At 71.7% G+C, this 24,646-nt stretch carries 20 protein-coding genes; 8 read left to right on the top strand and 12 right to left on the bottom strand.

Annotated features, from left to right (window positions below; translation table 11 throughout):
* Positions 1-3: 3 nt before the first annotated feature.
* The 7 genes from N4G63_RS18465 to N4G63_RS18435 form a co-directional block, all read right to left on the bottom strand.
* A complete protein-coding gene (locus N4G63_RS18465) occupies positions 4-609 on the bottom strand; it encodes a hypothetical protein (RefSeq protein ID WP_314600040.1) in 606 nt (201 codons plus the stop codon).
* Between the two features lie 2 nt (positions 610-611).
* A complete protein-coding gene (locus N4G63_RS18460; RefSeq protein WP_260787383.1) occupies positions 612-1,205 on the bottom strand; it encodes a hypothetical protein in 594 nt (197 codons plus the stop codon).
* A gap of 161 nt (positions 1,206-1,366) precedes the next feature.
* The gene (pedC, locus tag N4G63_RS18455) at positions 1,367-2,176 is read right to left on the bottom strand and encodes a lanthanide ABC transporter permease protein PedC (RefSeq protein ID WP_260787384.1); all 810 of its coding nucleotides are present in this window, start codon (positions 2,174-2,176) and stop codon (positions 1,367-1,369) included.
* Between the two features lie 100 nt (positions 2,177-2,276).
* Positions 2,277-3,413, bottom strand: coding sequence for a type 1 periplasmic-binding domain-containing protein (locus N4G63_RS18450; protein ID WP_260787385.1), 1,137 nt, complete (start codon positions 3,411-3,413; stop codon positions 2,277-2,279).
* Positions 3,414-3,523: 110 nt separating this feature from the next.
* Positions 3,524-4,492, bottom strand: a complete 969-nt coding sequence (locus tag N4G63_RS18445; protein WP_260787386.1) for a PQQ-dependent catabolism-associated beta-propeller protein — start codon at positions 4,490-4,492, stop codon at positions 3,524-3,526.
* The gene (gene pedB, locus N4G63_RS18440) at positions 4,489-5,301 is read right to left on the bottom strand and encodes a lanthanide ABC transporter ATP-binding protein PedB/LutE (RefSeq protein ID WP_260787387.1); all 813 of its coding nucleotides are present in this window, start codon (positions 5,299-5,301) and stop codon (positions 4,489-4,491) included. Before pedB ends, N4G63_RS18445 begins: the two co-directional genes overlap by 4 nt.
* 195 nt (positions 5,302-5,496) lie before the next feature.
* Entirely contained in the window at positions 5,497-6,297 is an 801-nt protein-coding gene (locus N4G63_RS18435; protein ID WP_260787388.1) for an MBL fold metallo-hydrolase, read from the bottom strand.
* A gap of 353 nt (positions 6,298-6,650) precedes the next feature.
* Here N4G63_RS18435 and N4G63_RS18430 point away from each other — a divergent pair, with 353 nt between their 5' ends.
* The gene (locus N4G63_RS18430) at positions 6,651-7,520 is read left to right on the top strand and encodes a hypothetical protein (RefSeq protein WP_314600039.1); all 870 of its coding nucleotides are present in this window, start codon (positions 6,651-6,653) and stop codon (positions 7,518-7,520) included.
* 19 nt (positions 7,521-7,539) lie between these two features.
* Here the strand turns inward: N4G63_RS18430 and N4G63_RS18425 are convergent, their stop codons facing one another.
* On the bottom strand, positions 7,540-9,774 hold the full coding sequence (locus N4G63_RS18425) for a sigma-54-dependent Fis family transcriptional regulator (protein WP_314600038.1): 2,235 nt from the start codon (positions 9,772-9,774) through the stop codon (positions 7,540-7,542).
* A gap of 311 nt (positions 9,775-10,085) precedes the next feature.
* Here N4G63_RS18425 and pedF point away from each other — a divergent pair, with 311 nt between their 5' ends.
* Both pedF and N4G63_RS18415 read left to right on the top strand, forming a co-directional pair.
* On the top strand, positions 10,086-10,574 hold the full coding sequence (pedF, locus tag N4G63_RS18420) for a cytochrome c-550 PedF (protein ID WP_260787391.1): 489 nt from the start codon (positions 10,086-10,088) through the stop codon (positions 10,572-10,574).
* Between the two features lie 124 nt (positions 10,575-10,698).
* Positions 10,699-11,565 (top strand): substrate-binding periplasmic protein, encoded by an 867-nt coding sequence (locus N4G63_RS18415; protein WP_314600037.1) that lies wholly within the window; start codon positions 10,699-10,701, stop codon positions 11,563-11,565.
* A 229-nt stretch (positions 11,566-11,794) separates the two neighbouring features.
* Here N4G63_RS18415 and N4G63_RS18410 read toward each other — a convergent pair whose 3' ends face one another.
* The 4 genes from N4G63_RS18410 to N4G63_RS18395 form a co-directional block, all read right to left on the bottom strand.
* Complete coding sequence (locus tag N4G63_RS18410; RefSeq protein ID WP_443112087.1) at positions 11,795-13,678, bottom strand: GspE/PulE family protein; 1,884 nt, start codon at positions 13,676-13,678, stop codon at positions 11,795-11,797.
* A gap of 873 nt (positions 13,679-14,551) precedes the next feature.
* Complete coding sequence (locus N4G63_RS18405; RefSeq protein ID WP_260787394.1) at positions 14,552-15,853, bottom strand: TRAP transporter large permease; 1,302 nt, start codon at positions 15,851-15,853, stop codon at positions 14,552-14,554.
* A gap of 80 nt (positions 15,854-15,933) precedes the next feature.
* A complete protein-coding gene (locus N4G63_RS18400; RefSeq protein WP_260787681.1) occupies positions 15,934-16,443 on the bottom strand; it encodes a TRAP transporter small permease in 510 nt (169 codons plus the stop codon).
* An 83-nt stretch (positions 16,444-16,526) separates the two neighbouring features.
* Positions 16,527-17,510, bottom strand: a complete 984-nt coding sequence (locus tag N4G63_RS18395; RefSeq protein WP_260787395.1) for a TRAP transporter substrate-binding protein — start codon at positions 17,508-17,510, stop codon at positions 16,527-16,529.
* 197 nt (positions 17,511-17,707) lie between these two features.
* Between N4G63_RS18395 and N4G63_RS18390 the strand changes: the two genes are divergently transcribed.
* The 5 genes from N4G63_RS18390 (at position 17,708) to N4G63_RS18370 (ending at position 24,638) form a co-directional block, all read left to right on the top strand.
* On the top strand, positions 17,708-18,328 hold the full coding sequence (locus tag N4G63_RS18390) for a winged helix DNA-binding protein (protein ID WP_260787396.1): 621 nt from the start codon (positions 17,708-17,710) through the stop codon (positions 18,326-18,328).
* The gene (locus N4G63_RS18385; protein WP_260787397.1) at positions 18,325-19,026 is read left to right on the top strand and encodes an aspartate/glutamate racemase family protein; all 702 of its coding nucleotides are present in this window, start codon (positions 18,325-18,327) and stop codon (positions 19,024-19,026) included. Before N4G63_RS18390 ends, N4G63_RS18385 begins: the two co-directional genes overlap by 4 nt.
* A 21-nt stretch (positions 19,027-19,047) precedes the next feature.
* On the top strand, positions 19,048-22,842 hold the full coding sequence (locus N4G63_RS18380; protein WP_260787398.1) for a hydantoinase B/oxoprolinase family protein: 3,795 nt from the start codon (positions 19,048-19,050) through the stop codon (positions 22,840-22,842).
* The gene (locus tag N4G63_RS18375; RefSeq protein ID WP_260787399.1) at positions 22,839-23,495 is read left to right on the top strand and encodes a pyroglutamyl-peptidase I; all 657 of its coding nucleotides are present in this window, start codon (positions 22,839-22,841) and stop codon (positions 23,493-23,495) included. The genes N4G63_RS18380 and N4G63_RS18375 overlap by 4 nt, the downstream gene beginning before the upstream one ends.
* A 261-nt stretch (positions 23,496-23,756) precedes the next feature.
* Positions 23,757-24,638, top strand: a complete 882-nt coding sequence (locus tag N4G63_RS18370; RefSeq protein ID WP_260787400.1) for a DUF4399 domain-containing protein — start codon at positions 23,757-23,759, stop codon at positions 24,636-24,638.
* The last annotated feature ends 8 nt before the right edge of the window (positions 24,639-24,646 follow it).

Here is a 24,646-nt window from a genome sequence, read left to right as displayed (position 1 = left end):
GGGTCACATCCGTTGCACCAGCTGCCGTGGCAGCGTGTTGATGTTGGTGGTGCTGCCGTCGGGCAGCACCGTGAAGCGCACCAGCGTGGTCTCGTCGCCCTTGCGGGCCACGGTGGCGGTGCCGTAGTACACGACCTCGGCGCGCGGGTTGACCTTGACCACCGACACCGTCACCTCGACCGGCTGGCCGTCCTTGCTGTCGTAGTAGTGCGCATTGAACGCGTACTCGCCGGGGGCGATGCCGCGCAGCGTGATCACCTCCTGGTTCAGCGGGTTCACGATGCTCTTGCCGTTGACCACGATCGAGTCGTTGGCCAGGCCGCGGTCGTCGCGGTCCAGGTGCATCAGGCCGGCCTCGCGGGCGCGAAACCACACCAGGTTGCCGCCGGGGTCCTGGCCCCAGCCGTCGATGTCGTTCGGGTTCATGTCGGGCCAGCTGAGCGTGATGATGAACTCGGCCTTGGCCGGAATGTCGCCGGCCTTCAGGGCCTTGGGGTTCATCGCCAGCAGCGCCACGATGAAGCAGAAGACGAACGCGATCAGCATGTTGAACAACATGTCGTAGAACGGATCGACCTCGGCCTCGGGGCCACGGCGGCGGCGTGCCATGTTCAATCGGCGTGGCGCACCGCGATGCCCCGGCGCTGGATGTCGGCCATCAGGGCATCGGCGTAGCGGTCCAGCCGGGTGAGCTGCAGGCCCAGCAGGATGTTGCCCACCAGGCCCACCATGGTGGTCAGCAGCGCGATGCCCAGGCCGGCGGTCAGGCTCTTGAGCAGGTCCTGGCTCTGGCTGGCATCGAAGCTCTGGATCTGGCCGATCTGCAGCGCCAGCACCGAGAAGCCGATCACCTTGCCCAGCAGGCCCAGCTTGAGCTGGATGCCGTTGACCCACCAGGCCGTGTGGTGCGGCCCGTGGGTGTGCTCGGCCAGCAGTTCGGCCGGGGCATCGGCATCGCGCGGCGCGGCAGCCAGCGCGCTGAGGTATTCACTGGCCCAGCTCTGGCCGCTTTGCCCGGGCAGGCCGGGGCGGGCGGTGGCCAGCAGCGCACGCTGGCGCTGCAGCTCGCGGCTGCGTGCGCCGCACCACAGCGTGCTGGCCAGAAACACCACGATGATCACCAGCGTGAGCCCGGTCGGGTCGCTGCTGAGCAGCAGCGCCCACACGCCGCGCATGCCCAGCAGCCAGGCGCCGAAGATCAGCATGCCGCCCAGGGCGAGCCACTCCAGCCACAGGGGTTCGATGGCGGGCCCACCGTTGTTTGCAGCGCGAGGCAAACCCAGTGAGCGCCGCAGATCCGGCTTCGTCGGGCTGCCAGCGGTGCCCCCCTGGGGGGGAGGCGCCGAAGGCGCATCGGGGGGGGGTGTCATGTTCCGCGCTTGGTGAGTTGGCCAAAGCCACGCTGCGGGTCGTAACCCCAGGCCGCCAGCAGGAAGCACAGCGCCAGCGTGCCCAGCACGATCCAGGGCGACAGGCCGGGGTCCTTGCCGTACAGCGCAAAGCGCAGCCACTCCACCGCATGGGTGAAGGGGTTGAAGCGCGCGATCTGGTAGACCCAGTTCGCGCCCGATTCCTCCAGCTTCCACAGCGGGTAGAGCGCGGTGGACATGAAGTACATCGGAAAGATCACGAAGTTCATCGTGCCGGCAAAGTTCTCGAGCTGCTTGACATGCACGCTCAGCAGCAGGCCCAGCGCACCCAGCATCAGCGCCGCGGCCACCGCGGCCAGCAGCACCTGCGGCGTGTGCGCGCCCCACAGCGGCAGCTCGGTGCCGATCAGCCAGGCCACCAGCACGAAGGCCAGCGCCTGCGCCAGCGACAGCACGGCGGTGGCGCTGAGCTTGGCGAACAGGATCCACCAGCGCGGCAGCGGCGCGGTGAGCAGCAGGCGCATCAGGCCCATCTCGCGGTCGTACACCATGGCCAGGCTGCTCTGCATGCCGTTGAACAGCAGCACCATGCCGATCAGGCCCGGCGCGATGTACACGTCATACGGGATATAGGTGTCGTAGGGCTCGACGATGGCCACGCCGAAGACGTTGCGAAAACCCGCGGCAAACACTGCCAGCCACAGCAGCGGCCGCACCAGGGCCGAGACCAGGCGGCCGGTCTGGCGGCTGAACTTCAGCAGCTCGCGCAGCACGATGGCCCACCAGGCCTGCAAGGCATGCCTCATGTCAGCCCCTTGTCCGACGGGTCGGTTGGCCGATCCCGCGCGGCGCTGGCGGGCCGGCCTGGGGTGGTCCGGCGCTCGGCGCGTCCGCCGCTGGCTTTGCTCATGGCCGCACCTTGCACAGCTTCTCGGGCTGGTCGGCGCCCAGCGTGTCGAGGGCGTTTTTCGGATGCAGGATGCCCTCGATCGGCGCGGTGCCGATCACCGCCTGGCCATCGCTCAGCAGCAGCGGCTGGCGCAGCTGGCCGTCCCAGGCGCGAAAGCTCATCGCCACGCCCTTGCTGCCGTCGAGCTCCACCGCCGCCAGCGCCTTGTGGAAGGCCGCCACCGGGCCCTTGCCGGCCTTCACCGCGGCGGCCACCAGGGCCTTGCCGGCCGCCCAGGCCGTCCAGTCGTGGCTTTCCATGCGCCGGCCTGCGGCCTTGGCCAGGCGCCGCGTGACCTGCGGCGCGCCGTAACGCTCGTAGCGGCTGCTCCAGGCCAGCGCCACCAGGCCGCCGTCGCCCACCACCAGCCGCGGCAGCGCGGTGCGAAAGGGCAGGGTCTGCGCAAACTCGCCGTCGCTGTCGACCACCCACACCACGTCGTACTGGCCCTGGGTGAGCAGCAGCGGGTTGGCCAGATCGCGTTCGCGCGGGTCGCCCGACAGCTTGAACGGCTTGCTGCCAGCCAGCTTGAGGCCGTAGCGCGCGATGGCGGCCTGGGCGGTGGCGGCGCGTTCCTTGTCGGCGGCCTCGGGGCCGGTGAGCAGCAGCACCTGGCTCCACTTGCGCGCGGTAAGCCACTGCGCCAGCGCGTCGGCGCGCATGCGCTCGCTGGGCGCCAGGTGGAAGAGGTTGCGTCGGCAGTCGGCGGCGCGCAGCGCATCACTGGCCGCGCCGATGTTGAGCACCGGGGCCTTGGCGCCATCGGCGGCGGCCAGGGTCCAGGCGGCGGGCAGGTCGGTGACCAGGGCCGCCGCGCCTGCGGCCTCGGCGCGGCTGGCGGCGGCCTTGGCCGCGGCGGCGTCGGCCACCTCCAGCACCTCGAGCTGCAGCGTGGCGCCGGCCGCGTCGAGTTCGAGCTTGGCATCGGCCAGGGCCAGCTTCAGCGCATCGGCCGCCGGGCCGGTGGCCTGGCCGAGCGCGGCACGCTCGAGCCGGCCGCGCTCGAGTCGGGTGTCGTCGGCCGGCACCAGCAGCACGAGCTTGAAGCCGGCCGCCTGCGCGGCGCCGGCACCCAGCGTGGCCAGCAGTGCCACGGCCAGCGCGGCTGCCGGCCCCGCGGCCCGCGCCCCGGGGGCGCGCGGCAGAAGGCGCCGTGGCAGAAGGCGCCGTGGCAGAAGGCGCCGTGGCAGAAGGCGCAGTGGCATCACTCGACCACCACCACGCCGTAGGGCACGCGGCCGACCTTGATGGTCTTGAGGGCCTTGGCGTCGGCCACGTCCACGATGGTCAGGTCATCGGACAGGCCGTTGACCACGTACAGCGTCTTCTCGGCCGCGTCCAGCGTCAGGCCCCAGGCGCGCTTGCCCACCAGCACCAGCTGGGTGGTCTTGCGCGCGGCCACGTCGACAAAGGCCACATGGTTGGCCTTGCCCAAGGTGACGAAGGCGCGGCGGCCGTCGCGGGTCATGGCCAGGCCCACCGGCGTGATGTCGGCGGCGCGCGCGCCCTTGACCTCGAAGCGCAGGGTGTCGATCACCTCGCCCTTGCGGGTGTCGATGATGCTGATGCTGGCGTCGAGTTCGTTGGTCACCCACAGCTGGGCGCCGTCGGGCGTCAGCGCAAAGCGGCGCGGGCGCTTGCCGACCTGGATGTTCTTGGTGACCTTGGCGCTGGCCACGTCGATCTGGTGCACCAGGTTGGCCACCTCGCTGGTGGCATAGACGGTCTTGCCATCGGCCGTGACCTTGATGCCCTCGGGCTCCTGGCCCACCTTGACCTCGGCGCGCTTCTTGCCGCTGGCCAGGTCAATGAAGCTGACCGCGGCGTCTTCCTCGTTGGTGACGTACAGGGTCTTGCCGTCGGGTGAGAGGTCGAAGGCCTCGGGGTCTTCGCCCAGCGGTACGCGGCGCACGCTCTTGCGTGTGGCCAGGTCGATCACGTCGGCCTGGTGGGTGTCGGTGCAGGCCACCAGCAGCTGCTTGCCGTCGGGGCTGCGCTGCAGGTGGCGCGGGCGCTTGCAGGTGGCCACGGTGCCGGTCACGGCCTGGGTCTTGAGGTCGACGACGGTGAGGGTGTGGTCCTTCTCGCTGGACACATAGGCCACGCCCTGCGCGGCCGCGCCCAGGCTGGTGCAGGCTGCTGCCAGGGCCAGCAGGTGGAGGCGGATGTTCATGGCGCGGGGTCTCCGGGTTGTGTTCTTGGCGCGCTGCGGGTGGTGCCGGCGGCATTGACGGCGCCGGTGGCGCTGGTGGCGCGGATGAAGCCGTTCTCGAGCGAGTCGCCGCCCAGCGCCTGGCTCACCTCGGCCGGCGTGCCGTCGGCCAGCAGGCGGCCCTGGTGCAGCACCAGCACGCGGTCGGCCTGGGCAGCCTCTTCGACCAGGTGGGTGGCCCACAGCACGCTGCTGGCGCGAGCGGCCATGTCGGCGCGCACGGTGGCCAGCAGGTCGCGTCGCGACTTGGGGTCGAGGCCGACGGTGGGCTCGTCCATCAGCAGCAGGGCCGGCTGGTGCAGCAGCGCGCGCACCAGCTCCACCTTGCGGCGGTTGCCGCCCGACAGCTCGCGCACCGGGCGCTGCAGGTCGGCAGCCAGGCCGGCGCCGTTGACGCCGGCCGCGATGCGGTCGGCCGCCAGCGCGCGCGGCAGGCCGTGCAGATCGGCATGGAAGCGCAGGTTGCGTTCGACGCTCAGATCGAGATCCAGCGACATCTGCTGGAACACCACGCCGATGTGGCGCAGCGCGGCCGCAGGGCGCTGGCGCAGCGACAGGCCGTTGACCTGCACGTCACCGGCGTCGGCCGCAAACAGGCCGGTGAGCACCTGGAACAGCGTCGACTTGCCGGCGCCGTTGGGCCCCAGCAGCGCCACGAAGGCGCCGGGCGCCAGGCGCAGGCTGAGCCCGTCGATGGCGGTGCGCGCGCCGTAGCGCTTGGTCAGCGAGTCGATGGCCAGGCGGGCCGGGGCGGGTGATTCAGGTGTCATGCGGCAGTGGTGGCACCGGTGGCCGGCGGCCGCCCTGGCGGGTGGCCGATGCCGTGGGTGTGAGCCCCGTGTTTGTAGCCGCGCCGAGCGCCGCAGCCTACCTGTGGATTGCCCGGGCTGGTCGCAGCGGCCTGCCCGCCATGATGTGCCGCGCCGGCGCGCCCGGAGGATGCCTCTTGTTTCGGGGTGTGCCCGTCAGAGGGTGATCTCCATGCCATCGTAGGCCAGCGCAATGCCATCGTCGGCCAGGCTGCCCAGCGCGTCGTCGGCCTGGCCCAGCAGCACCTTGTGGCGCGCCGGCAGCGCGCGCAGCGCGCTCAGCCAGTCGGGCGCGGCGTCGTGGTCGGGGCAGTCCATCAGCAGGCAGTCGGCGCCTTGCATCCATTCAAAGGCTTCGCTGCCCGGCTGGGCCAGGCCCGGCGCGCAGAACACGCGCTGGCCGCTGCCGATGTGGCGGATGGCCAGCGCGATGCTGTCGCCCACCACGCCATGCTCGCCACGCGCCATGTGCGGCGGTGCCGGCGTGCGCGTGGCCACGGCGGTGAACTCGAGCATCGGCAGACCCTCGACCCGGAAGCTGGCCTGCTGCCGGTCACCGGCCACCGGCACCACATGCCAGTGCACGCCGCAGTAGTGCTGCAGCACCGGCAGCACCGGCAGCGCGGTGGTCAGCTCCTCGAACACCGCCGGCGTGGCGTACAGCTCGATGGGCGCGCCGTCGCGCAGGCTCAGCAGGCCGCCCACATGGTCAACCTGGGCATCGGTGAGCACCACGGTGCGCAGCCCGCCATCGGGCAGGCCGGGGTGGTGGTCGAGCCGGGTGTCGCTGTCGAGCTGGTGCGCCACCGCGGGCGACATGTTCACCAGCGCCCAGTGGCCGCTGCCGCTGCCGTCGCTGATGGCCATCACGCCGCGCTCGCGCGTGCCGGCATCGGCGTTTCGCGTATCGTTCCGGCGGCGCCGCGGGGCACCGCCGCGCAGGATCACGATGTTCACGGCCGTGGGCACCCGGGTTTCGGGTGGGCGCGCAGTCCGGGGCGGTGCGGCATGGCAATCATTGGAAGCAGGTCCCTCATGGTCTTGTCGGACGCCCACCCGGGGTGGGCCTTTGTGGCCGTGGGCGCTGCAAGACATATGCCGTGCGCTGACGGCCGCCGCGGGCCTGCTCGCCCACCCGCCAGCGCGTGGCAGCGTGCGATGCTGGCTCGTGGTGTGTCATGAAGGCGCAGGGCTGGAAGGGCCTGGCACAGGGTATTCCCCTGCTGCTGGGCCTGGCCGGCGCCTGGGCGGCGCCCGCCTCGGCACCTGGGGTGAACCCTCGGGTGGTGGCAGTCTGTCCCGGCCCGGTGTTGCAACTCGAAACATGGGCGCCGGGCCTGTGGTGGCTGCCCGCGCAGCCCGGCGAGGCCGGGGTCGGCAACCGCGGCCAGGTGTCGAACCTGGTGCTGGCGGCCGATGGCGCGCAGCTGTGGCTGCTGGGCAGCGGGCCCAGCCCGGCCTTTGGCCGCGCGCTGGCCTGCCAGGTGCGGCGCCAGCTGGGCCGCCCGGTGAGCGATCTGGTCAGCCCCTGGGCGCGGCCCGAGCTGGTGCTGGGCGCGCGTGGCCTGGCCGCCGCGGCGCCGCTGCGCCACTGGGCGCATGCCGAGGTGGCGGCGGCCATGGCCGAGCAGTGCCCGCAGTGCGTGGCCCGGCTGCGCGCCCGGCTGGGCCGGGCGGCAGCCGATCTGGGCGCGCGGCCGATTCCGCGGCCCGAGCGGCTGCTGCAGGGTGAGCAGGGCCGGCTGGGGCCCTGGATTTGGTGGCGGCTGCCGCGCAGCGCCGGCCGGGTGGTGACGGTGTGGCGCCACCAGGACCGGCCGCTGTGGGTGGCGCCCGGCCTGCTGGGTGGCAGTGGTGCGCCCGACGGGCGCGATGCCGACCTGGCCCGCCTGGCCGAATCGGCCGGCCGACTGGCCGAGCTGGCCGCCGCGGATGGCGCTGCGGCGCAGTTTCTGGGCGAACAGGGCGCGCCGATGGATGCCGGCGCGCCGCGCCGCCACCAGGCCTACTGGCTGCAGCTGCTGGCCGAGGCCCGTGCGGCCATCGAGCGCGGTGAATCCGACACCCAGGCCCCGCCGGTCTGGCCCGGCCTGGCCACCGACTGGGCGGCGCACCCCTGGCATGCGCTGAACTGGCAGCGCGCCTGGCGTCAGGTGGAGCCCGAGGTGCTGCAGCGCTGAGGCTGGCCGCCTCAGCCCCTCACTTCTTCCAGCGCAGCTTGCGGTAGATGGTGTTGCGGCTGATGCCCAGGCGCTTGGACGCCTCGGAGATGTTGCCGCCGGCCAGGTCGACCGCACGTTGGATGGCCTCGATCTCCTGCTCTTCCAGCGAGCGGATCGAGGCCGGGCTGTCGCGCATCGGCATCGCGGCCATCGGCGGCGGTGCCGGCACGGCGGTGGCCGGGCCGTAGGCCGAAGGCGCGGTGGGCGCCAGCGTGCCAAACGGGCCATGTGCGCCCGCGCCGGCTGCGGCGGCCATGCCGGCGCCGCCGTGCAGGGGCTCGGTCAGCGCGGGCTCGGCCCGGGCCAGCGGCGCCTCGGCGCCGAGCGCCGCGCGCGACTCTTCGAGAAAGTCGTCCGACAGGTGTTCGCGCGTGATCACCGTCTCGTTGGCGGCCATCACGGCGGCGGTGCGCAGCACGTTGAACAGCTGGCGCACATTGCCCGGCCAGGGGTAGCGCTCGAACAGGCGCACCACCTCGGGCGTGAGCTCGAGCCGGCGCGGGCCGCGCTCGTCGGCACGGCCCTCGCCGAGCTGGCGGTCGAGGATGCGGCGCACCAGGGCCATCAGATCGCTGCGCTCGCGCAGCGGCGGCAGGCGCACGGCCAGGCCGTTCAGGCGGTAGAACAGGTCTTCGCGGAAGGCCTTCTGCTCGATCATCTCGCGCAGGTTGCGGTGCGTGGCGCAGATGATGGACACATCCACCGCCACGCTCTTGGCGCTGCCCAGCGGCGTGACCTGGCGCTCTTGCAGCACGCGCAGCAGGTGGGCCTGCAGGCCGATCGGCATGTCGCCGATCTCGTCGAGGAACAGCGTGCCGCCATTGGCCTGCACGATCTTGCCCACCTGGCCCTTGCGGCGCGCGCCGGTGAAGGCGCCGTCCTCGTAGCCGAACAGCTCGGCCTCGATCAGCGTGTCGGGGATCGAGGCGCAGTTCACCGCCACGAAGGGCTGCTTGGCGCGGGCCGAATCCATGTGGATGGCGCGCGCCAGCAACTCCTTGCCGGTGCCGGTTTCACCCAGCACCAGGATCGGGATGTCGCGGTCGAGCACGCGGCGGATCTTGTCGACCACGCTGCCGACCTGGGCGTCGCCGGTGCGCAGCTGGTCGAGGCCCGAATCGCTGCGCAGCGCGGCGCTGCCGATGCCGGCGGCGGCCGCGGGGGCGACCGGTGCCGTGCCGGTGCTGGCGCCGGGCGCCAGCGGTTCGTGCTCGGGGCCGCGCGCGGTCACAGCGTTGCCCGACACGGCCTCGGCCAGGCTGGTCCACACCGGCCAGTTGAAGCGCGCGTGGATGTGGAACTGCCGGCCGCCGTTCAGGTGCACCGGCATCGGCGTGGCCAGCGGGCTGCGGAAGCGATCGACCAGCGCGCTCACCGTGGTGCCGAACAGCGTGGTCAGGCTGTGCATGCGCAGCGCCGCGCCCGACAGGCCCAGCTGCTCGAGCGCGCCGCGGTTGGCGCCCACCAGCTTGCCGTCGGCGCTGATCGCCAGGATGCCCTCCATCAGCGTGCCGATGAACTCGACCCGGCTGTGGAAGTGCACCCGCATGACGTTGCGGTAGTCGTCGGTGAGCCAGTGGTTCTCGATCATGCGCGCCGACATCTTCACCAGCGCCATGGTGTGCTGGTGGTAGCTGCGCTGATCGCCCGACACATCCAGCACGCCCAGGATGTTGCCGCGCGGATCGAGGATGGGCGCGGCCGAGCAGGTGAGAAAGTGGTTGGCGTGCAGGTAGTGCTCGTCGGCATGCACGAGGGTGGGCGTTTCTTCCACCAGGGCCGTGCCGATGGCATTGGTGCCCTTGGTGCTTTCGCTCCAGTTCACGCCGGGTTGCAGCGCCACCTTGCTGGCGCGGCTGAGGAAATCGTCGTCGCCGATCGAGTGGATGATGGTGCCGGTGGCATCGGTCAGCACGACCATGTTCTCGGTGTTGACGATCTGCTCGTAGAGCATCTCCATCACCGGCGCCGCATGCTCGTGCAGGCGGCGGTTGCGGTCGCGCACCACCACCATATCGGGGCGACCCAGCGGCGACAGATCGGGCGCGTCGATGCGCGACACGCCCAACGCCACGCAGCGCTCGTGCGACTGTTCGATCTTGTCGATGTGGTCGTGGCTCAAATTGAGGCTCGAGGCAATCGGCCGGGTGGGTGCTTCGCTGCCGCGACGCGCCCCCTGGCTGCCGATTGCCGGATGAAACGGCCCACGCATGTGCTTTTCTCCTGCCCGCACGGTCGGCGGTTGTCTCCTGGCGCCAGCGCCTGTGGCCGGCGCCGCGGGGGCACACATCGCAAGACCCGGGCCGTGCCCGGCTTGCTTCAAATCGGGACAACTGCGTTCCCGGAGGGCGCGATGGTAGCCTGATCGGGCGGCCGCAGGCCCCGGGTGACTGCGGATGCAGAAGCGGCCGTTTGGTGCCGAAATGACAGTCGGCCCGGGCATGCTTCCTGGGCGAAGGGTCTGGCATGGTGATTGCAGTCGAGCCCGCCGATCGTGTTTCATCAATGGACGGAGACAGCAACATGTCGAGCATTCCCCACCTTTTCTCTTCCCGCCTTCGCCGCGCCGGCGTGGCCAGCGCGCTGGCGCTGGCCGCAGCCGCGGCCTGGTCGCACGGCGACGTGACGCCGCAGGCCGTGGACACCAAAGACCTGCCGCAGCTGGGCGAGCAGTGGCGCGCCGAGAACCCCTACCGCAAGAACGACAAGGCGATCAAGGTGGGAGCCTCGGCCTACAACCAGAACTGCGCCCGTTGCCACGGCCTGGAAGCCATCTCGGGCGGCATCGCCCCCGACCTGCGCAAGATGGACAACGAGTGCGCCAGCCTGAAGGACGAGAAGAAGCGCGCCGCCTGCGTGAAGGACATCGACGACTACTACCTGGGCAGCCTGCGCCGCGGCAAGGTGCGCAACGGTGCGGTGTACATGCCCCCGTTCGAAGGCATCCTGAACCAGGAAGCCATGTGGTCGATCAAGGCCTACCTGGAAACGCGCCGCGAACGTCCGTTCTGATCGAGCGCCATCGGCCACGCCCGCGGCCCCCGGCCCGGGCGGCCCGGGCGCGAAGGCCACACGCCGCGCGGGGTCGGGCTGATCGGGCCGATCACGCCGATACTGCGCCGCCCCAGGAGACCCCATGACCCAAGCCCCCCCGGCGGCCCTGCGCCGCCGCCAGTTGCTGGCGGCTGCTGCCGCGCTCGGCGCCACGGCCGGCAGCCCGCTGACCGCCCTGGCGCAAGACGGCCCCAGCGCGCTGACGCGCATCCGCAGCCGCGGCATCCTCACCGTGGGCCTGTACCACGAGCTGCCGCCCTTCCACGTCAACGGCCAGGGCATCGAGGTGGAGATGGCCCACGCGCTGGCCAAGGCGATGGACCTGAAGGCCTCGGTGCTGCCCTTCCATGCCGGCGAGAACATGGGCGACGACCTGCGCAACATGGTCTGGCGCGGTCACTACATGGGCTGGGGCCCGGCCGATGTGCTGATGCATGTGCCGGTGGACCGCCCGCTGATGCTGGCCAACCCGCGCGTGCAGATCTTTGCGCCCTACTACCGCGAGCGGGTGATGATCGCCCGCAGCCTGGTCGAGGTGCCCAAGTTCGACTCGCTCGACGACATCGGCCCGCAGCAGCGCATTGCGGTGCACGGCCTCAGCCTGTCGGGCTGGCTGCTGATCGGCGCCGACGGCGGCAAGTACCGCGAGCGCCTGGTCACCAAGCTGAAGGACGGCTGCGACGCCGCCCAGGCGCTGCAGCGCGGCGAGGTGGCCGCGGCCGCCGGCCACGCCTCGGAGCTGGAATCGGTGCTGGGCGGCGACGCCCGCTTCTCGATCGAGCCCTTGCCGATTCCGCGTGGCAAGGACGGCTGGGCGGTGGGTTGCGCGGTCAAGAAGGAATCGGAAGACCTGGCCCAGGCGGTGCAGGCCGCGATGAACGGCCTGGCCAGCTCGGGCGAGCTCAAGCGCATGTTCAATGCCGCGAAGGTGACTTGGCGTCAGCCTTGAGTTGAGCGGGCTGGGCTGGTGCTTTGGCCTGAGCCTGGGCCCGGGCGTGGCTTGGCTGGCTAACTGGCTGGCTGGCTGGCTGGCTGGCTGGCTGGCTGGCTGGGCTTGGGGTTGCCCATGGCTCGGTGCAGCGCGCCGGGTGTTCGCCCCGGCGGGCTGCAGCGAGCAACAAACCACCCTGGCAAGAGCGCAGGTCAGCGATTGTGAGCGAACCTGGGGCCCGCACGCTTCAAGTGTTACTGGTCGCCCGCACTTCGTCGATCGAGGTCAGTCCTGCCAGCACCTTCAGGATGCCGTCCTGCCGCAGCGTGCGCATGCCCTCGCGCATGCCCAGCGACTGGATCTTCTCGGCGGCGGCCGAGATCTGCACCAGGTGGCGCTGCTCGCGGCTGATCACCAGCAGCTCGTGCAGGCCCACGCGGCCCGAGAAGCCGCTGCCGTTGCAGCGCTTGCAGCCGGGCGCATGAAAGTGCAGCAGCGTGCCGTCATGGCCGAAGCGCTGCAGCCATTCGTCGAGCAGGGCGCTGCGGCTGGGGGCCGCGTCGGCGTCGGGGTAGGCGTGCAGGTACTCGTCGAGCAGAATCTCGGTGTCTTCCACCGTGGCCGGCTGCGAGCTCACGCACTGCGGGCACCAGCGCCGCACCAGGCGCTGGGCCAGCACGGCCAGCAGGCTGTCGGCAAAGCTGAACGGGTCCATGCCCATGTCGAGCAGCCGGATCACCGTCTCGGGCGCGCTGTTGGTGTGCAGGGTGCTGAGCACCAGGTGGCCGGTCAGCGAAGCCTCGATGGCCATCTGCGCGGTCTCCTTGTCGCGGATCTCGCCGACCATCACCACGTCGGGGTCGGCACGCAGAAAGGCGCGCAGCGCATTGGCAAAGGTCCAGTCGATGCGCGGGTTCACCTGCACCTGGCGCAGACCGGCCTGGGTGATCTCGACCGGGTCCTCGGCCGTCCAGATCTTGCGATCGGGCGTGTTCAGATGGGCCAGCGCGGCATGCAGCGTGGTGGTCTTGCCGCTGCCGGTGGGGCCCACGCACAGCACCATGCCGTAGGGCCGCTCGATGGCGTTCTTCAGGTGCGCCAGCGTGTCGGGCTGCAGGCCCATGCTCTCGAGCGGCAGCGCGCGGGCGCTGGCCAGCAGGCGCATCACCACGTCCTCGTTGCCGCCGGCGGTGGGGATGGTGGCCACGCGCAGCTCGAGCTTCTGGCCCGGCACCCAGCGGCCGAAGTTGATCTTGCCGTCCTGCGGCTTGCGCTTCTCGGAGATGTCGAGGTCGCACATGATCTTGAGCCGCGCCACCATCGCCTGGCGGTAGCTGGCCGGCAGCTCGATGTAGGCGCGCAGCACGCCGTCGCGGCGAAAGCGCACCTGCACCTTGGCCGGGCTGGGCGGGCATTCGATGTGGATGTCGGAGACGCCCTGGCTGCGCGCCTCCTGGATCATGGTGTTGATCAGGCGCACCAGCGAGTTGTCGCTCTGCTCGATGGCCGGGCCTTCGTCGCTGTCGCTGCCCTGCTCGGTCTCCAGGTTGGCCAGCAGCTTGTCGGCGTTCTCGGTCTGCTCGTGGCTGTACATCGAGAACGGGCTGGACAGGTCACTGCCGGGGTCGATGCCGTCCTCGCCCAGGCGCAGGTACACGCGGTCGACCGCACGGCCCAGCTTGCCGGTGGGCGCCAGCACCGGCAGCACCTTGCTCTGCGCGGTGAACTCGATCTCGTCGATGACGTTGCGTGCCGACGGGTCTTCCAGCGCCACCACCAGGCGCCCGCCGTGCAGCATCAGCGGCAGCGCGGTCAGGCGCCGGGCAATGGTGGTGGGCAGGCGCAGCGCCGCGGTGGGCTCGACCGGAAACTCGGCCACATCGACCAGCGGGTAGCCCATCTTGCGCGCCAGCGCGGTGTGCAGCTGCTCGGGCGTGACGCTGCCAAGCCGCACCAGCAGCTCGCCCAGCGGCACGTTGCGGTGCAGCTTCTGCTCCTGCAGCGCGTCCGACAGCTGCTGCTTGTTGATGCTGCCCAGCGCCAGCAGCGCCTCGCCGATGCGCACCACGGGCATGCGCGCCTGCTCCTCGATGGCGCTGCGCAGCGCCTCGGGCGTGGCAATCGGCTGCATGGCCAGGTTGTCGCCGGCGCGCTTGCGCGCCACGGCCGGCGGTGCCACGCCGCCGGTGCTGCCGGCGGTCTTGTCGGCATCGGCGCCGGCGTGGGTGACCTCGGCAATCATCGGCTGCGGATAGAAGCTGCGCAGCAGATCGCCCTCGATGTTGATCGGCGTGAAGGTGAACAGGCCCAGCGGCGTGGCGGCATGGGCGATGCACTTGACCTGCAGCGTCTGGCCGTCGCGAAAGCGCAGGCGGCAGCCGCCGTTGCCGCGCCGCGGCAGCAGCGGCGTGGTGTCGTCAAAGGCGCTGCCGGCGGCTTGCGGCAACGGCGACAGCGGGCGCATCAGGGTCAGGCGGCGAAACTGCGTGAGCTTCAGCGAGACCGGGGTGCGCGACTGCTTGCGCTTGATCAGCACCAGGCCGGCGGCGGCGTCCAGGCCCAGCAGCAGGCCGGCGCTGACCGTGCCGTTGGGGCCTTCGATCTCGCAGGGCTCGGCCTCGGCCAGCGGCGTGGGGCCCGGGTAGCCCAGCTCCTGCAGCGACGGCCACGCGAAGCCGGGCGCGGCCAGCGGGGCGGCCATGGCGGCAGTGCCTGGCAATGGCGGCAGCACGGGCAGGGCGCCTGATCTGGCGGCGGGCGGCAAGGCCTCGTCACCCAATGGCAGCAACGACAGCGGCGGCAATGACATGTCGGACATGCGGATCCTCGCGAACGGGCAACACGCGGCGTCCACCCGGGGCGGGCGGACGGGGCGCTCGTTCGATGCTAGGGGCCGCAGGGGCGCGCGATCGGTGGATCAGCGGGTCGATGGCGCGGCAGTTTGGCGCGGCAGCCGTGCTGCGGCGCGCATGCCGGCGGCGGCGCGCCGCGCGCCCGCGGCCGCTCAGGCGCGCATCTGCGCCGGCAGCCAGGTGACGATGCCGGGAAACACCCAGATCAGCACCACCGCCAGCACCATCAGAAAGAAGAAGGGCAGCGTCACGCGGGCGATCCAGCCGATCTCGCGCCGGGTCATGCCCTGCAGCACGAACAGGTTGAAGCCCACCGGCGGCGTGATCTGCGCCATCTCGACCACCAGCACGATGTAGATGCCGAACCACAGCGTGTCGATGCCGGCCTTCTGCACCGTGGGCAGGATCACGCCCATGGTCAGCACCACCATCGAGATGCCGTCGAGAAAGCAGCCCAGCACCACGTAGAACAGGGTCAGCACCACCAGCAGGCCCGCCGGCGTGAGGCCCATGCCGCCGATCCACTCGGCCAGATGGCGCGGCAGGCCGATGTAGCCCATGGCCAGCGTGAGAAAGGCGGCGCCGGCCAGGATCATCGCGATCATGCAGTACAGCCGCGTGGCGCCCAGCAGCGCCGCGGTGAAGCTGCGGCGGTCGAGCGAGCCCTGGGCGGCCGACAGCGCCAGCGCACCCACCACGCCCACCGCGGCGGCCTCGGTGGCGGTGGCGATGCCGGCGTAGATGCTGCCCAGCACCGCGGTGATCAGCAGCACCACCGGGATCAGGTAGCGCGACTCGCGCAGCCTGGCGCCCAGGCTCATCGGTGCGTCGGCCGGCGGCACCCGGCCCGGATGACGCAAGGCCCACAGCACCAGCCAGCCCGAAAACAGGGCCGCCAGCATCACGCCGGGCAGCACGCCGGCGATGAACAGCTGGGCGATCGACACATCGGCCGACACGCCGTAGACGATCATGATGATCGACGGCGGAATCAGCAGGCCCAGCGTGCCGGCGCCGGCCAGCGAGCCGATGGCGATGTCGTCGGGGTAGCCGCGCTGCTTCAGCTCGGGCAGGGTCATCTTGCCGATGGTGGCGCAGGTGGCCGCGCTGCTGCCCGACACCGCGGCAAAGATGGCGCAGCCGATCACGTTGGTGTGCAGCAGGCGTCCGGGCAGGCCCTGCACCCAGGGGGCCAGGCCGCGAAACATGTCCTGGCTGAGCCGGGTGCGGAACAGGATCTCGCCCATCCAGATGAACAGCGGCAGCGCGGTCAATGTCCAGCCCGAGGCCGCGCCCCAGGTGGTGACGGCCATCGCGTCGCCGGCTGGCCGGCTGGCGAACAGCTGCATGCCGATCCAGGCCACGCCCGACAGCGTGAGCCCGATCCACACGCCGCTGCCGAGGATGGCGAACAGCGCGGCGATCAGCAGGGCGGTGATGGCAAGGTCATTCATCGCGGGCGGGCCGGGTGGGCAGGGGGCGGGGGCCTGGCGGCGGGCAGGTGGGGGTGGGTGCCGCCACCGGGCGGTGGCCGTCATTCGTGGTGCAGCGCTTCGTCGCTGCCGGGCACCACGCGCAGGCCGCGCCACTCGAGCACCAGCTCGTCAACAAAGGCCAGCAGCAGGATCAGGCTGCCGGCGGCCATGGCCAGTTGCGGCAGCCACAGCGGCGTGGCGTCGCTGCCGGTGGAGATGTCGTGGAACTGGTGCGACTGCCAGACCAGGCGCACGCTGTACCAGGCCCCCAGCGCGGCCAGTGCCGAGGCCGCGGCCAGCGCCCACAGCTCGAGCGCGCGCCGCGCCTGGCCTTGCAGCGCATTGAGCAGCAGCGTCACCCGGATGTGCTCGCCATGCTTGAGCGTGTGCGCCAGCGCCAGATAGCCGCAGGCGGCCATCAGGTAGCCGGCATAGGCGTCGGTGCCTGGCACATGGAACTGCAGCTGCCGGCCGGCGATCGACAGCAGCACCATCAGCAGCAGGCCCACCATGGCCAGCGCTGCCAGCCAGGCCGCGCCGTCGTACAGCGCATCGAGGGCCCGGCGCAGCGCGCCCGGTGGAGCAAGCGGGGGGTGCTGCGTGGCGGACATCGGCGGGCCTGGTGATGGGGCGGGGCGCGGGGCGGCTGGCTTCAGCGGCGGTAGGCGTCGACCAGGGCCTTGCCATCGGCGCCGGCCTTGTCCAGCCACTCCTTGAGCATCACCTCGCCGGCCTTCTTGAGGTCGGCCGACAGCGCGGCCGGCGGCGGCAGGATCTGCATGCCCCCGGCGCGCAGCTTGTCGAGCGATTCGCCATTGGCCTTCTTGCTGGCGGCCAGACCACGCTCCTCGGCGGCGGCGGCGGCCTTCAGCACCGCGTCCTGGGTGGGCTTGTCGAGCGCCGCAAAGGCCGCCTTGTTGACCAGCACCAGGTTCTTGGGCAGCCAGGCCTGGGTGTCGTACCAGTGCTTCACATGCTCGTGCAGCTTGGCGTCGGCGCCGGTCGAGCCGCTGGAGATCATGCTGTCGGTGACCCCGGTGGCGAAGGCCTGGCTGACCTCGGCCGCCTGCACGGTGACCGGCTGCGCGCCCAGCAGTTCGGCCAGGCGCGAGGTGGCCGGGTTGTAGGCGCGGAACTTGATGCCCTTCATGTCGGCGCCGCTGGCCAGCGCCTTCTTGCTGAACACGCCCTGCGGCGGCCAGGGCACGGCGTACAGCGGCATCAGGCCCTGCTCGCCGAGCTTCTTCTCAAACAGCGGCTTCTGCACCTTCCAGAGCTTGACCGACTCGTCGTAGCTGTCGGCCAGGAAGGGCAGCGCGTCGGCACCGAAGGGCGCCCACTCATTGGCGAAGTTGGAGATCAGCACCTCGCCGATCTGCGCCTGGCCGCCCTGCACCGCGCGCTTGATCTCGGGCGCCTTGAACAGCGAGGCATTGGCATGCACGGTGATCTTGAGCTTGCCGCCGGTGGCCTTGTCGACATCGTCGGCAAAGGCCTGCAGGTTGACCGAGTGGAAGTTGGTGGCCGGGTAGGCGGCTGGCAGATCCCACTTGACCTGGGCCCGGGCGGGCGCAGCCAGGCCAGCGACCGCAAGGGCCAGTGCAGACAGCAGCAGGGGACGGCGGGCAGGGATCATGGGCGCTCCAGCAAGACGGTGAGGAAGTTGAGCAGGGATCGTGCCCGCCAGGTCGCCGGTGCCGGCGCGGCGCCGCGCGGCATGCGCGCATCAAGGCGCCGGGCACCAGGTACAAAAAAGGCTCGCGGGTCGCTTGCAGTCTAGAAACATCTCCAATAAATTGTCAATAAATCTTCAGCGTTTTGCCGGAAAGTCCCATGCCTCGAAAACCCGCGCCCGCTGCCGTTGAACCGGTCGTCGTCGCCGCCACCGCTGCGCCGCGCCGCGCGTCACCCGCGGCCCGCAGCGACCGCGCGGCGCGCACCGCACCGGGGGCGCGGCAGTCGGCGGGCATCGTCTCGTCTTCGCATCTGGTGTCGCCACGCAGCGTCGAGCTGTCGGAGCTGGAGTTCGGCCTGATCGTCGGCTGGAACGCCTTCTCGCGCTGGGCCGTGCGCTGCATGGCCGCGGCCGGCTGCGCCGACCTGACCATCACCGACGTGCTGGTGCTGCACCATCTGCAGCACCGCGGCCGCAACAAGAAGCTGGCCGACATCTGCTTCGTGCTGAACTACGAGGACACCCATGTGGTGGCGTATTCGCTGAAGAAGCTGGTGGCCGCCGAACTGGTGCAGACCGAGAAGCTGGGCAAGGAGGTGTTCTACAGCCCCACCGCCCGCGGCGAGGCTTGTGTCGAGCAGTACCGCGCGGTGCGCGAGGCCTGCCTGGTGGACAACCTCGATGGCCACAGCAACACCGACATCGGTGCGCTGGCGCGCCTGCTGCGCACCATGTCGGGCCTGTACGACCAGGCCGCGCGCGCGGCCACCTCGCTGTGAGTGCCGGCCCCGCGGCCGGGTCGAGCGGCACGCCCTTCCTGGGCATCCTGATGCTCGACACGCGCTTTCCGCGTCCACCGGGCGACATCGGCCATGCCGACGGCTGGGCCATGCCGCTGCGCTGGCGCCGCGTGGCGCAGGCCTCGCCGCAGCGCGTGGTGCGCGAGGGCGCCCGCGGCCTGCTCGAGCCCTTCCTGGCCGCCGCACAGGCCCTGGTGGCGCAGGGGGCCGCGGCCATCGGCACCGGCTGCGGTTTTCTGGTGCTGCACCAACAGGCCCTGCAGGCGGCGCTGCCGGTGCCGGTGTGGAGCTCGGCCCTGCTGCTGCTGCCCGGCCTGGCGGCCATGCGGCCGGGCGTGATCACCGCCGACGCCCAGGCGCTGGGCGCCGCGCACCTGCAGGCCGCGGGCGCCGCGCCCGACACTCCGGTGCAGGGCCTGGCGCCGGGTTGTGCGTTCCAGCGCACGCTGCTCGAAGACCGACCCGAGCTGGACGAGGCCGATGCCCGCGTCCAGGTGCTGGACGCTGCCGCGCGCCTGCGCGCACGCCATCCCGACTGCGGTGCACTGGTGCTCGAATGCACCAATCTGCCGCCCCATGCCGAGGCGCTGCGCCGCGCCACCGGCCTGCCGGTGCACGATGTGCGCACCCTGCTGCACGCCCGCTGGCAGGCGCTGCGCGCCGGCCATCCGCTCTGACCCCTGCAAGGACGCCCCCCGATGACCAAGCCCCTGGACCGCTGGCAGTTCTGGATCGACCGCGGCGGCACCTTCACCGACATCGTCGCGCGCCGCCCCGATGGCACGCTGGCCACGGCCAAGCTGCTCAGCGAGAACCCCGAGCAGTACGCCGATGCCGCGGTGGCGGGCATCCGCCGCCTGCTGGGCCTGGCCGCGCACGAGGCCATCACGCCCGAGCGCGTGGCCTGCGTGAAGATGGGCACCACGGTGGCCACCAATGCGCTGCTCGAGCGCAAGGGCGACCGCACCCTGCTGGTCACCACGCGCGGCTTTGCCGATGCGCTGCGCATCGCCTACCAGAACCGGCCGCGTCTGTTTGACCGCCGCATCCTGCTGCCCGAGCTGCTGTACGAGCGCGTGGTCGAGGCCGACGAGCGCATCGGTGCCGATGGTGCGGTGGTGCGGCCGTTGGCCGAGGCCACGCTGCGCCCGGCGCTGCAGGCCGCGTTCGATGCCGGCATCCGCGCCTGTGCGGTGGTGTTCATGCACGGCTGGCGGCATGGCGCGCACGAGGCCCAGGCCGGCGCGCTGGCGCGCGAGCTCGGCTTCAGCCAGGTCAGCATCAGCCACCAGGTGAGCCCGCTGCTCAAGCTGGTGCCGCGTGGCGACACCACGGTGGTGGATGCCTATCTCTCGCCCATCCTGCGCCGCTATGTCGAGCAGGTGGCGCAGCAGATGCCCGGCGTGCCGCTGTATTTCATGCAGAGCTCGGGCGGGCTCACCGAGGCCCGGCGCTTCCAGGGCAAGGACGCCATCCTGTCGGGCCCGGCTGGCGGCATCGTCGGCATGGTGCGCACCGCCCAGGCCCTGGCGCCCGATCCGGCCGGCCCGCCGGTGCGGATCATCGGCTTCGACATGGGCGGCACTTCCACCGACGTGAGCCACTACGCCGGCGAGTTCGAGCGCGCCTTCGACACCGAGGTGGCCGGCGTGCGCATGCGCGCGCCGATGATGAGCATCCACACCGTGGCGGCCGGCGGCGGCTCGATCATTGCCTTTGATGGCGCGCGCCTGCGCGTGGGCCCCGAATCGGCCGGGGCCAAGCCCGGCCCGGCCTGCTACCGCCGCGGCGGCCCGCTGGCCGTGACCGATGCCAACGTGATGCTCGGCCGCGTGCAGCCGGCGCACTTTCCGGCGGTGTTCGGCGCCAGCGCCGACCAGCCGCTCGACCGCGAGGTGGTGGTGCAGGGCTTTGCCGCGCTGGCCGCCCAGGTGCAGGCCGCCACCGGCCGCGCCACCACGCCCGAGGGCCTGGCCGCCGGCGCGCTGCGCATCGCGGTGGCCGGCATGGCCAACGCCATCAAGCGCATCTCGGTGGCGCGCGGCTACGACGTCACCGGCTACACGCTGCAGTGCTTTGGCGGCGCCGGCGGCCAGCATGCCTGCGCCGTGGCCGACGCCTTGGGCATGCGCCAGGTGCTGATCCATCCGCTGGCCGGCGTGCTCAGTGCCTACGGCATGGGTCTGGCCGACCAGATCGCGATGCGCGAGGCCTCGGTGGAGCGCCCGCTCGACGCTGACGGCCTGGCCGCGGCCCGCGCGCAGCTGGTGCAGCTGGGCGAGGCCGCCTGCGCCGAGGTGGCTGGCCAGGGCGTGCCGGCCGCGCGCATCCGGCTGCAGCAGCGCCTGCTGCTGCGCTACCAGGGCACCGACACCGCACTGGCCGTGCCGCTGCACGAGGCCACCGCGCTGCCGGCGCTGCGCAGCGCCTTCGAGGCCGCCTACCGCCAGCGCTTCGCGTTCCTGATGCCCGACCGGGCGCTGGTCATCGAGGCGGCCACGGTCGAGGCCATCGGCGCCGCCGAGACGGTGGGCGCCGGCCTCGCGCTGCCGGCGTCTGGTGACAGCGCTGACGGCGCCACGGGCGGCGCGATGGCTGGCGCCACGGACAAAGCCACGGACGAAGCCACGGACGTGGCCGGCGACGCCGCGCCCAGCCGGCCCGCACCGCTGGCCCGGGTGCGCATGTACGTGGCGGCCGACGACGGCCCGGGCGAGGCCTGGCGCGAGGCCGGCCTGTACCAGCGCGAGGCCTTGCCGGCGGGGGCCTGCATCGACGGCCCGGCGGTGCTGGCCGAGCGCAACGCCACCACCGTGCTCGAGCCCGGCTGGCAGGCCCGCGTGGGCCGCGGCGGCGAGCTGCGGCTGCAGCGCGTGGCGGCGCGTGCCACGGCGCATGCGCTGGGCACCACGGTCGATCCGGTGATGCTGGAGGTGTTCAACCACCTGTTCATGAACATCGCCGAGCAGATGGGCCTGCGGCTGCAGAACACCGCGCACTCGGTCAACATCAAGGAGCGGCTCGACTTCAGCTGCGCGCTGTTCGATGCCCGGGGCCAGCTGATCGCCAATGCGCCGCACATGCCGGTGCACCTGGGCTCGATGAGCGAGAGCATCCGCACCGTGATCGAGCGCAACCCGGCCATGCAGCCGGGCGACGTGTATGTGCTCAACGACCCCTACCACGGCGGCACCCACCTGCCCGACGTGACCGTGGTCACCCCGGTCTACCTGGCGCCACGGGCCGGCGGCACTGGCGTCGAAGCCCAACCCGCGTTCTACGTGGCCAGCCGCGGCCACCATGCCGACATCGGCGGCATCACGCCGGGCTCGGTGCCACCGTTCAGCACCACCATCGCCGAGGAGGGCGTGCTGCTCGACAACCTGCTGCTGGTGCGCGACGGCCGGCTGCGCGAGGCCGAACTGCGTGCGCTGCTGTGCGCCGGCCCCTGGCCGGCCCGCAACCCCGACCAGACCCTGGCCGACCTGCGCGCCCAGATCGCCGCCAACGAGAAGGGTGTGCAGGAGCTCCAGGCCATGGTGGCGCAGCACGGCCGCGACACCGTGGTGGCCTACATGGGCCATGTGCAGGACAACGCCGAGGCCTCGGTGCGCCGCGTGATCCACACGCTGCAGGACGGCCGCTTCTCGCTGCCGCTGGACAACGGCGCGCGCATCCAGGTGGCGGTCACGGTGGACGCCGCGGCGCGCGAGGCCACGATCGACTTCACCGGCACCAGTGCCCAGCTGGGCAACAACTTCAACGCGCCCAAGGCCGTGACCATGGCCGCCGTGCTGTACGTGTTTCGCACCCTGGTCGACGACGACATCCCGCTCAACGCCGGCTGCCTGAAACCGCTGAAGATCGTGGTGCCCGCCGGCAGCATGCTCAACCCGCTGCCACCGGCCGCGGTGGTGGCCGGCAACGTCGAGACCAGCACCTGCGTCACCAATGCGCTGTTCGGCGCCTTGGGCCTGCTGGCCTCGGCCCAGCCGACGATGAACAACTTCACCTTCGGCGACGCCACGCACCAGTACTACGAGACCGTGGCCGGCGGGGCCGGTGCCGGCGTGATCACCGATGCCCAGGGCCGGGTGGTGGGCGGCTTCGACGGCAGCTCGGTGGTGCAGACCCACATGACCAACTCGCGCCTGACCGACCCCGAGGTGCTGGAATGGCGCTTTCCGGTGCGGCTGGAGGGCTTTGCCATCCGCCGCGGCTCGGGCGGTGCCGGGCGCTGGCAGGGCGGCGATGGCGGCGTGCGGCGTGTGCGCTTTCTGGCGCCGATGACCGCCAGCATCCTCAGCAACGGCCGCGTGCACCCGGCCTTCGGCCTGGCCGGCGGGGCGCCCGGCGCGCCCGGCATCAACCGGGTGGAGCGGGCCGATGGCACGGTGCAGGCGCTGGCCCACATCGGCTCGGTGCCGATGGCGGTGGGCGACGTGTTCGTGATCGAGACGCCCGGTGGCGGCGGCTGGGGCGAGGCGCCATGACGCGGCCGCGCCCAACCCTGCTGCTGAGCGGCTTCGAGCCCTTCGCCGGCGAGCGCATCAACCCCAGCTGGGAGGTGGCGCGCGCGCTGGCCGGCCAGCAGATCGGCGGCTGGCGCGTGGTGGCGCTGCAGCTGCCCTGCGTGTTCGGCCAGTCGCGCGCGGTGCTGCAGCAGGCCTTGCGCCGCTGGCGGCCAGCGGGCGTGATCGCGCTCGGCCTGGCCGGCAACCGCGGCGCGATCAGCGTCGAGCGGGTGGCGCTGAACCTGGTCGATGCGCGCATGGCCGACAACGCCGGAGCCCGGCCGGTGGATGTGCCGGTGCTGCCCGGTGCGCCATTCGGCCTGGCCACGCGGCTGCCGGCCAAGGCCATCGTCGCGCGGCTGCAGGCCGAGGGCCTGCGCGCCGAGCTGTCGCTGTCGGCCGGCAGCTTCGTCTGCAACGAGCTCATGTACGGCCTGCTGCACGGCCTGCGGCGCCGGCCCAAGGTGCCGGCGGGTTTCATCCACCTGCCGCCGCTGCCCGAGCAGGCGGCGCGCCACCCGGCCGGCCGGGCCATGCCGCTGGCCGAGCAGGTGCAGGGCATCGGCCTGGCCATCGGCCTGCTGGCCGCAGGCATTGACGAACTGCACACGCCGGGCGGCCGCCTGAGCTGATCGTCTGCCGGGTGCAGGCCCAGTCAGTTTCAGAAACCTGGGTCGCTTATGCTGCGCGGCCGAAACTGGACGGCAAGTGGGCAGCAGGTGAGCAGCATGCGATCGGATGCGCAAGAACAGCAGGGCGACTCGGCAGGGCCCCGCGGCCGGGGTGTGCGCGCGGGCCGGCCGGCAGTGGCCTGGGGGCCGGCCGCCGGGGTGCATGCCGGCGGCCTGGCCGGCGGGCTGCACGCAGCCGGGTGGGTCGGCTGGTGGCGTCTGGTGTGTCTGCTGTGCCTGGTGTTGATGGCCTGGCCGCAGCCTGCCCAGGCGCTGCCACTGCCGCAAAGCGAGCTCGAGCGCAGCTGCTGGCTCAAGTACACCCGTGATCGCACGCGGCCCAATGCCAAGGGCGTGACCACGGTCGACTTTGCCAACCTGCGCCATGGCGACCGGGTGCGCTCGCCGTTTCTGGTGGACTTTGCGGTGCGCGGCGTCGGCGTGGCGCCGGCCGGCAAGCCGATGAAGAACACCGGCCACCACCACATCCTGATCGACACGCCGCTGCCGGGCAATGCCACCGACAAGATCCCGTTCAGCGACACGCACCGCCATTTCGGCAAGGGCCAGACCTCGGCCGTGTTCGACCTGCCGCCCGGCCCGCACACGCTGCGCCTGCTGTTTGCCGACCATGAACACAAGCCCTATTACGTGTTCAGCCCCGAGATCCGCATCACCGTCACCGGCGCGCGCACGGCCGAGCCGGTGCGCATCGACCCCACGCGGTTTGCCACCACCTGCGAGGCCTGGTACGAGGACGAGGTGAGCCGCCCGCGCGGCCCGGGCGAGTGGCTGGGCCTGGCCAATCTGCGCGACAACGAGCCGGTGACCAGCCCGTTCACGCTGCAGTTCACGGTGGATGGCTACGGCGTGTGCGCGGTGGGCCAAAGCATCGAACGCACCGGGCATTTCGTGGCCCAGGTGCTCAAGGGCGGCCGGACGGTGCAGACCCTGGATCTGGCCAACGGCGCCACGCAGAGCACGCTGAGCCTGCCCGAGGGCCAGTACCTGCTGCGCCTGCGCTTCATCGACACCAGCACCGGCCGCGATCTGCTGCCGCCGCACGAGCACCAGCTGCCGGTGGTGGCGCACGAGCGCATGTAGCCGCGCTG

The sequence above is a fragment of the Aquabacterium sp. OR-4 genome, assembly GCF_025290835.2.
Classification (GTDB): Bacteria; Pseudomonadota; Gammaproteobacteria; order Burkholderiales; family Burkholderiaceae_C; genus Pseudaquabacterium.
The sequence above is the reverse complement of the archived record's forward strand: the minus strand, read 5'-3'. Positions and strand labels throughout refer to the sequence as shown.

Excerpts from the sequence above, each read along its gene's own strand:
- N4G63_RS18465 (WP_314600040.1), bottom strand. The coding sequence starts at position 609 with ATGGCACGCCGCCGCCGTGGCCCCGAGGCCGAGGTCGATCCGTTCTAC.
- N4G63_RS18460 (WP_260787383.1), bottom strand. The coding sequence starts at position 1,205 with ATGCTGATCTTCGGCGCCTGGCTGCTGGGCATGCGCGGCGTGTGGGCG.
- pedC (WP_260787384.1), bottom strand. The coding sequence starts at position 2,176 with ATGAGGCATGCCTTGCAGGCCTGGTGGGCCATCGTGCTGCGCGAGCTG.
- N4G63_RS18445 (WP_260787386.1), bottom strand. The coding sequence starts at position 4,492 with ATGAACATCCGCCTCCACCTGCTGGCCCTGGCAGCAGCCTGCACCAGC.
- pedB (WP_260787387.1), bottom strand. The coding sequence starts at position 5,301 with ATGACACCTGAATCACCCGCCCCGGCCCGCCTGGCCATCGACTCGCTG.
- N4G63_RS18425 (WP_314600038.1), bottom strand. The coding sequence starts at position 9,774 with ATGCGTGGGCCGTTTCATCCGGCAATCGGCAGCCAGGGGGCGCGTCGC.
- pedF (WP_260787391.1), top strand. The coding sequence starts at position 10,086 with ATGTCGAGCATTCCCCACCTTTTCTCTTCCCGCCTTCGCCGCGCCGGC.
- N4G63_RS18415 (WP_314600037.1), top strand. The coding sequence starts at position 10,699 with ATGACCCAAGCCCCCCCGGCGGCCCTGCGCCGCCGCCAGTTGCTGGCG.
- N4G63_RS18410 (WP_443112087.1), bottom strand. The coding sequence starts at position 13,678 with ATGCAGCCGATTGCCACGCCCGAGGCGCTGCGCAGCGCCATCGAGGAG.
- N4G63_RS18405 (WP_260787394.1), bottom strand. The coding sequence starts at position 15,853 with ATGAATGACCTTGCCATCACCGCCCTGCTGATCGCCGCGCTGTTCGCC.
- N4G63_RS18395 (WP_260787395.1), bottom strand. The coding sequence starts at position 17,510 with ATGATCCCTGCCCGCCGTCCCCTGCTGCTGTCTGCACTGGCCCTTGCG.
- N4G63_RS18390 (WP_260787396.1), top strand. The coding sequence starts at position 17,708 with ATGCCTCGAAAACCCGCGCCCGCTGCCGTTGAACCGGTCGTCGTCGCC.
- N4G63_RS18380 (WP_260787398.1), top strand. The coding sequence starts at position 19,048 with ATGACCAAGCCCCTGGACCGCTGGCAGTTCTGGATCGACCGCGGCGGC.
- N4G63_RS18375 (WP_260787399.1), top strand. The coding sequence starts at position 22,839 with ATGACGCGGCCGCGCCCAACCCTGCTGCTGAGCGGCTTCGAGCCCTTC.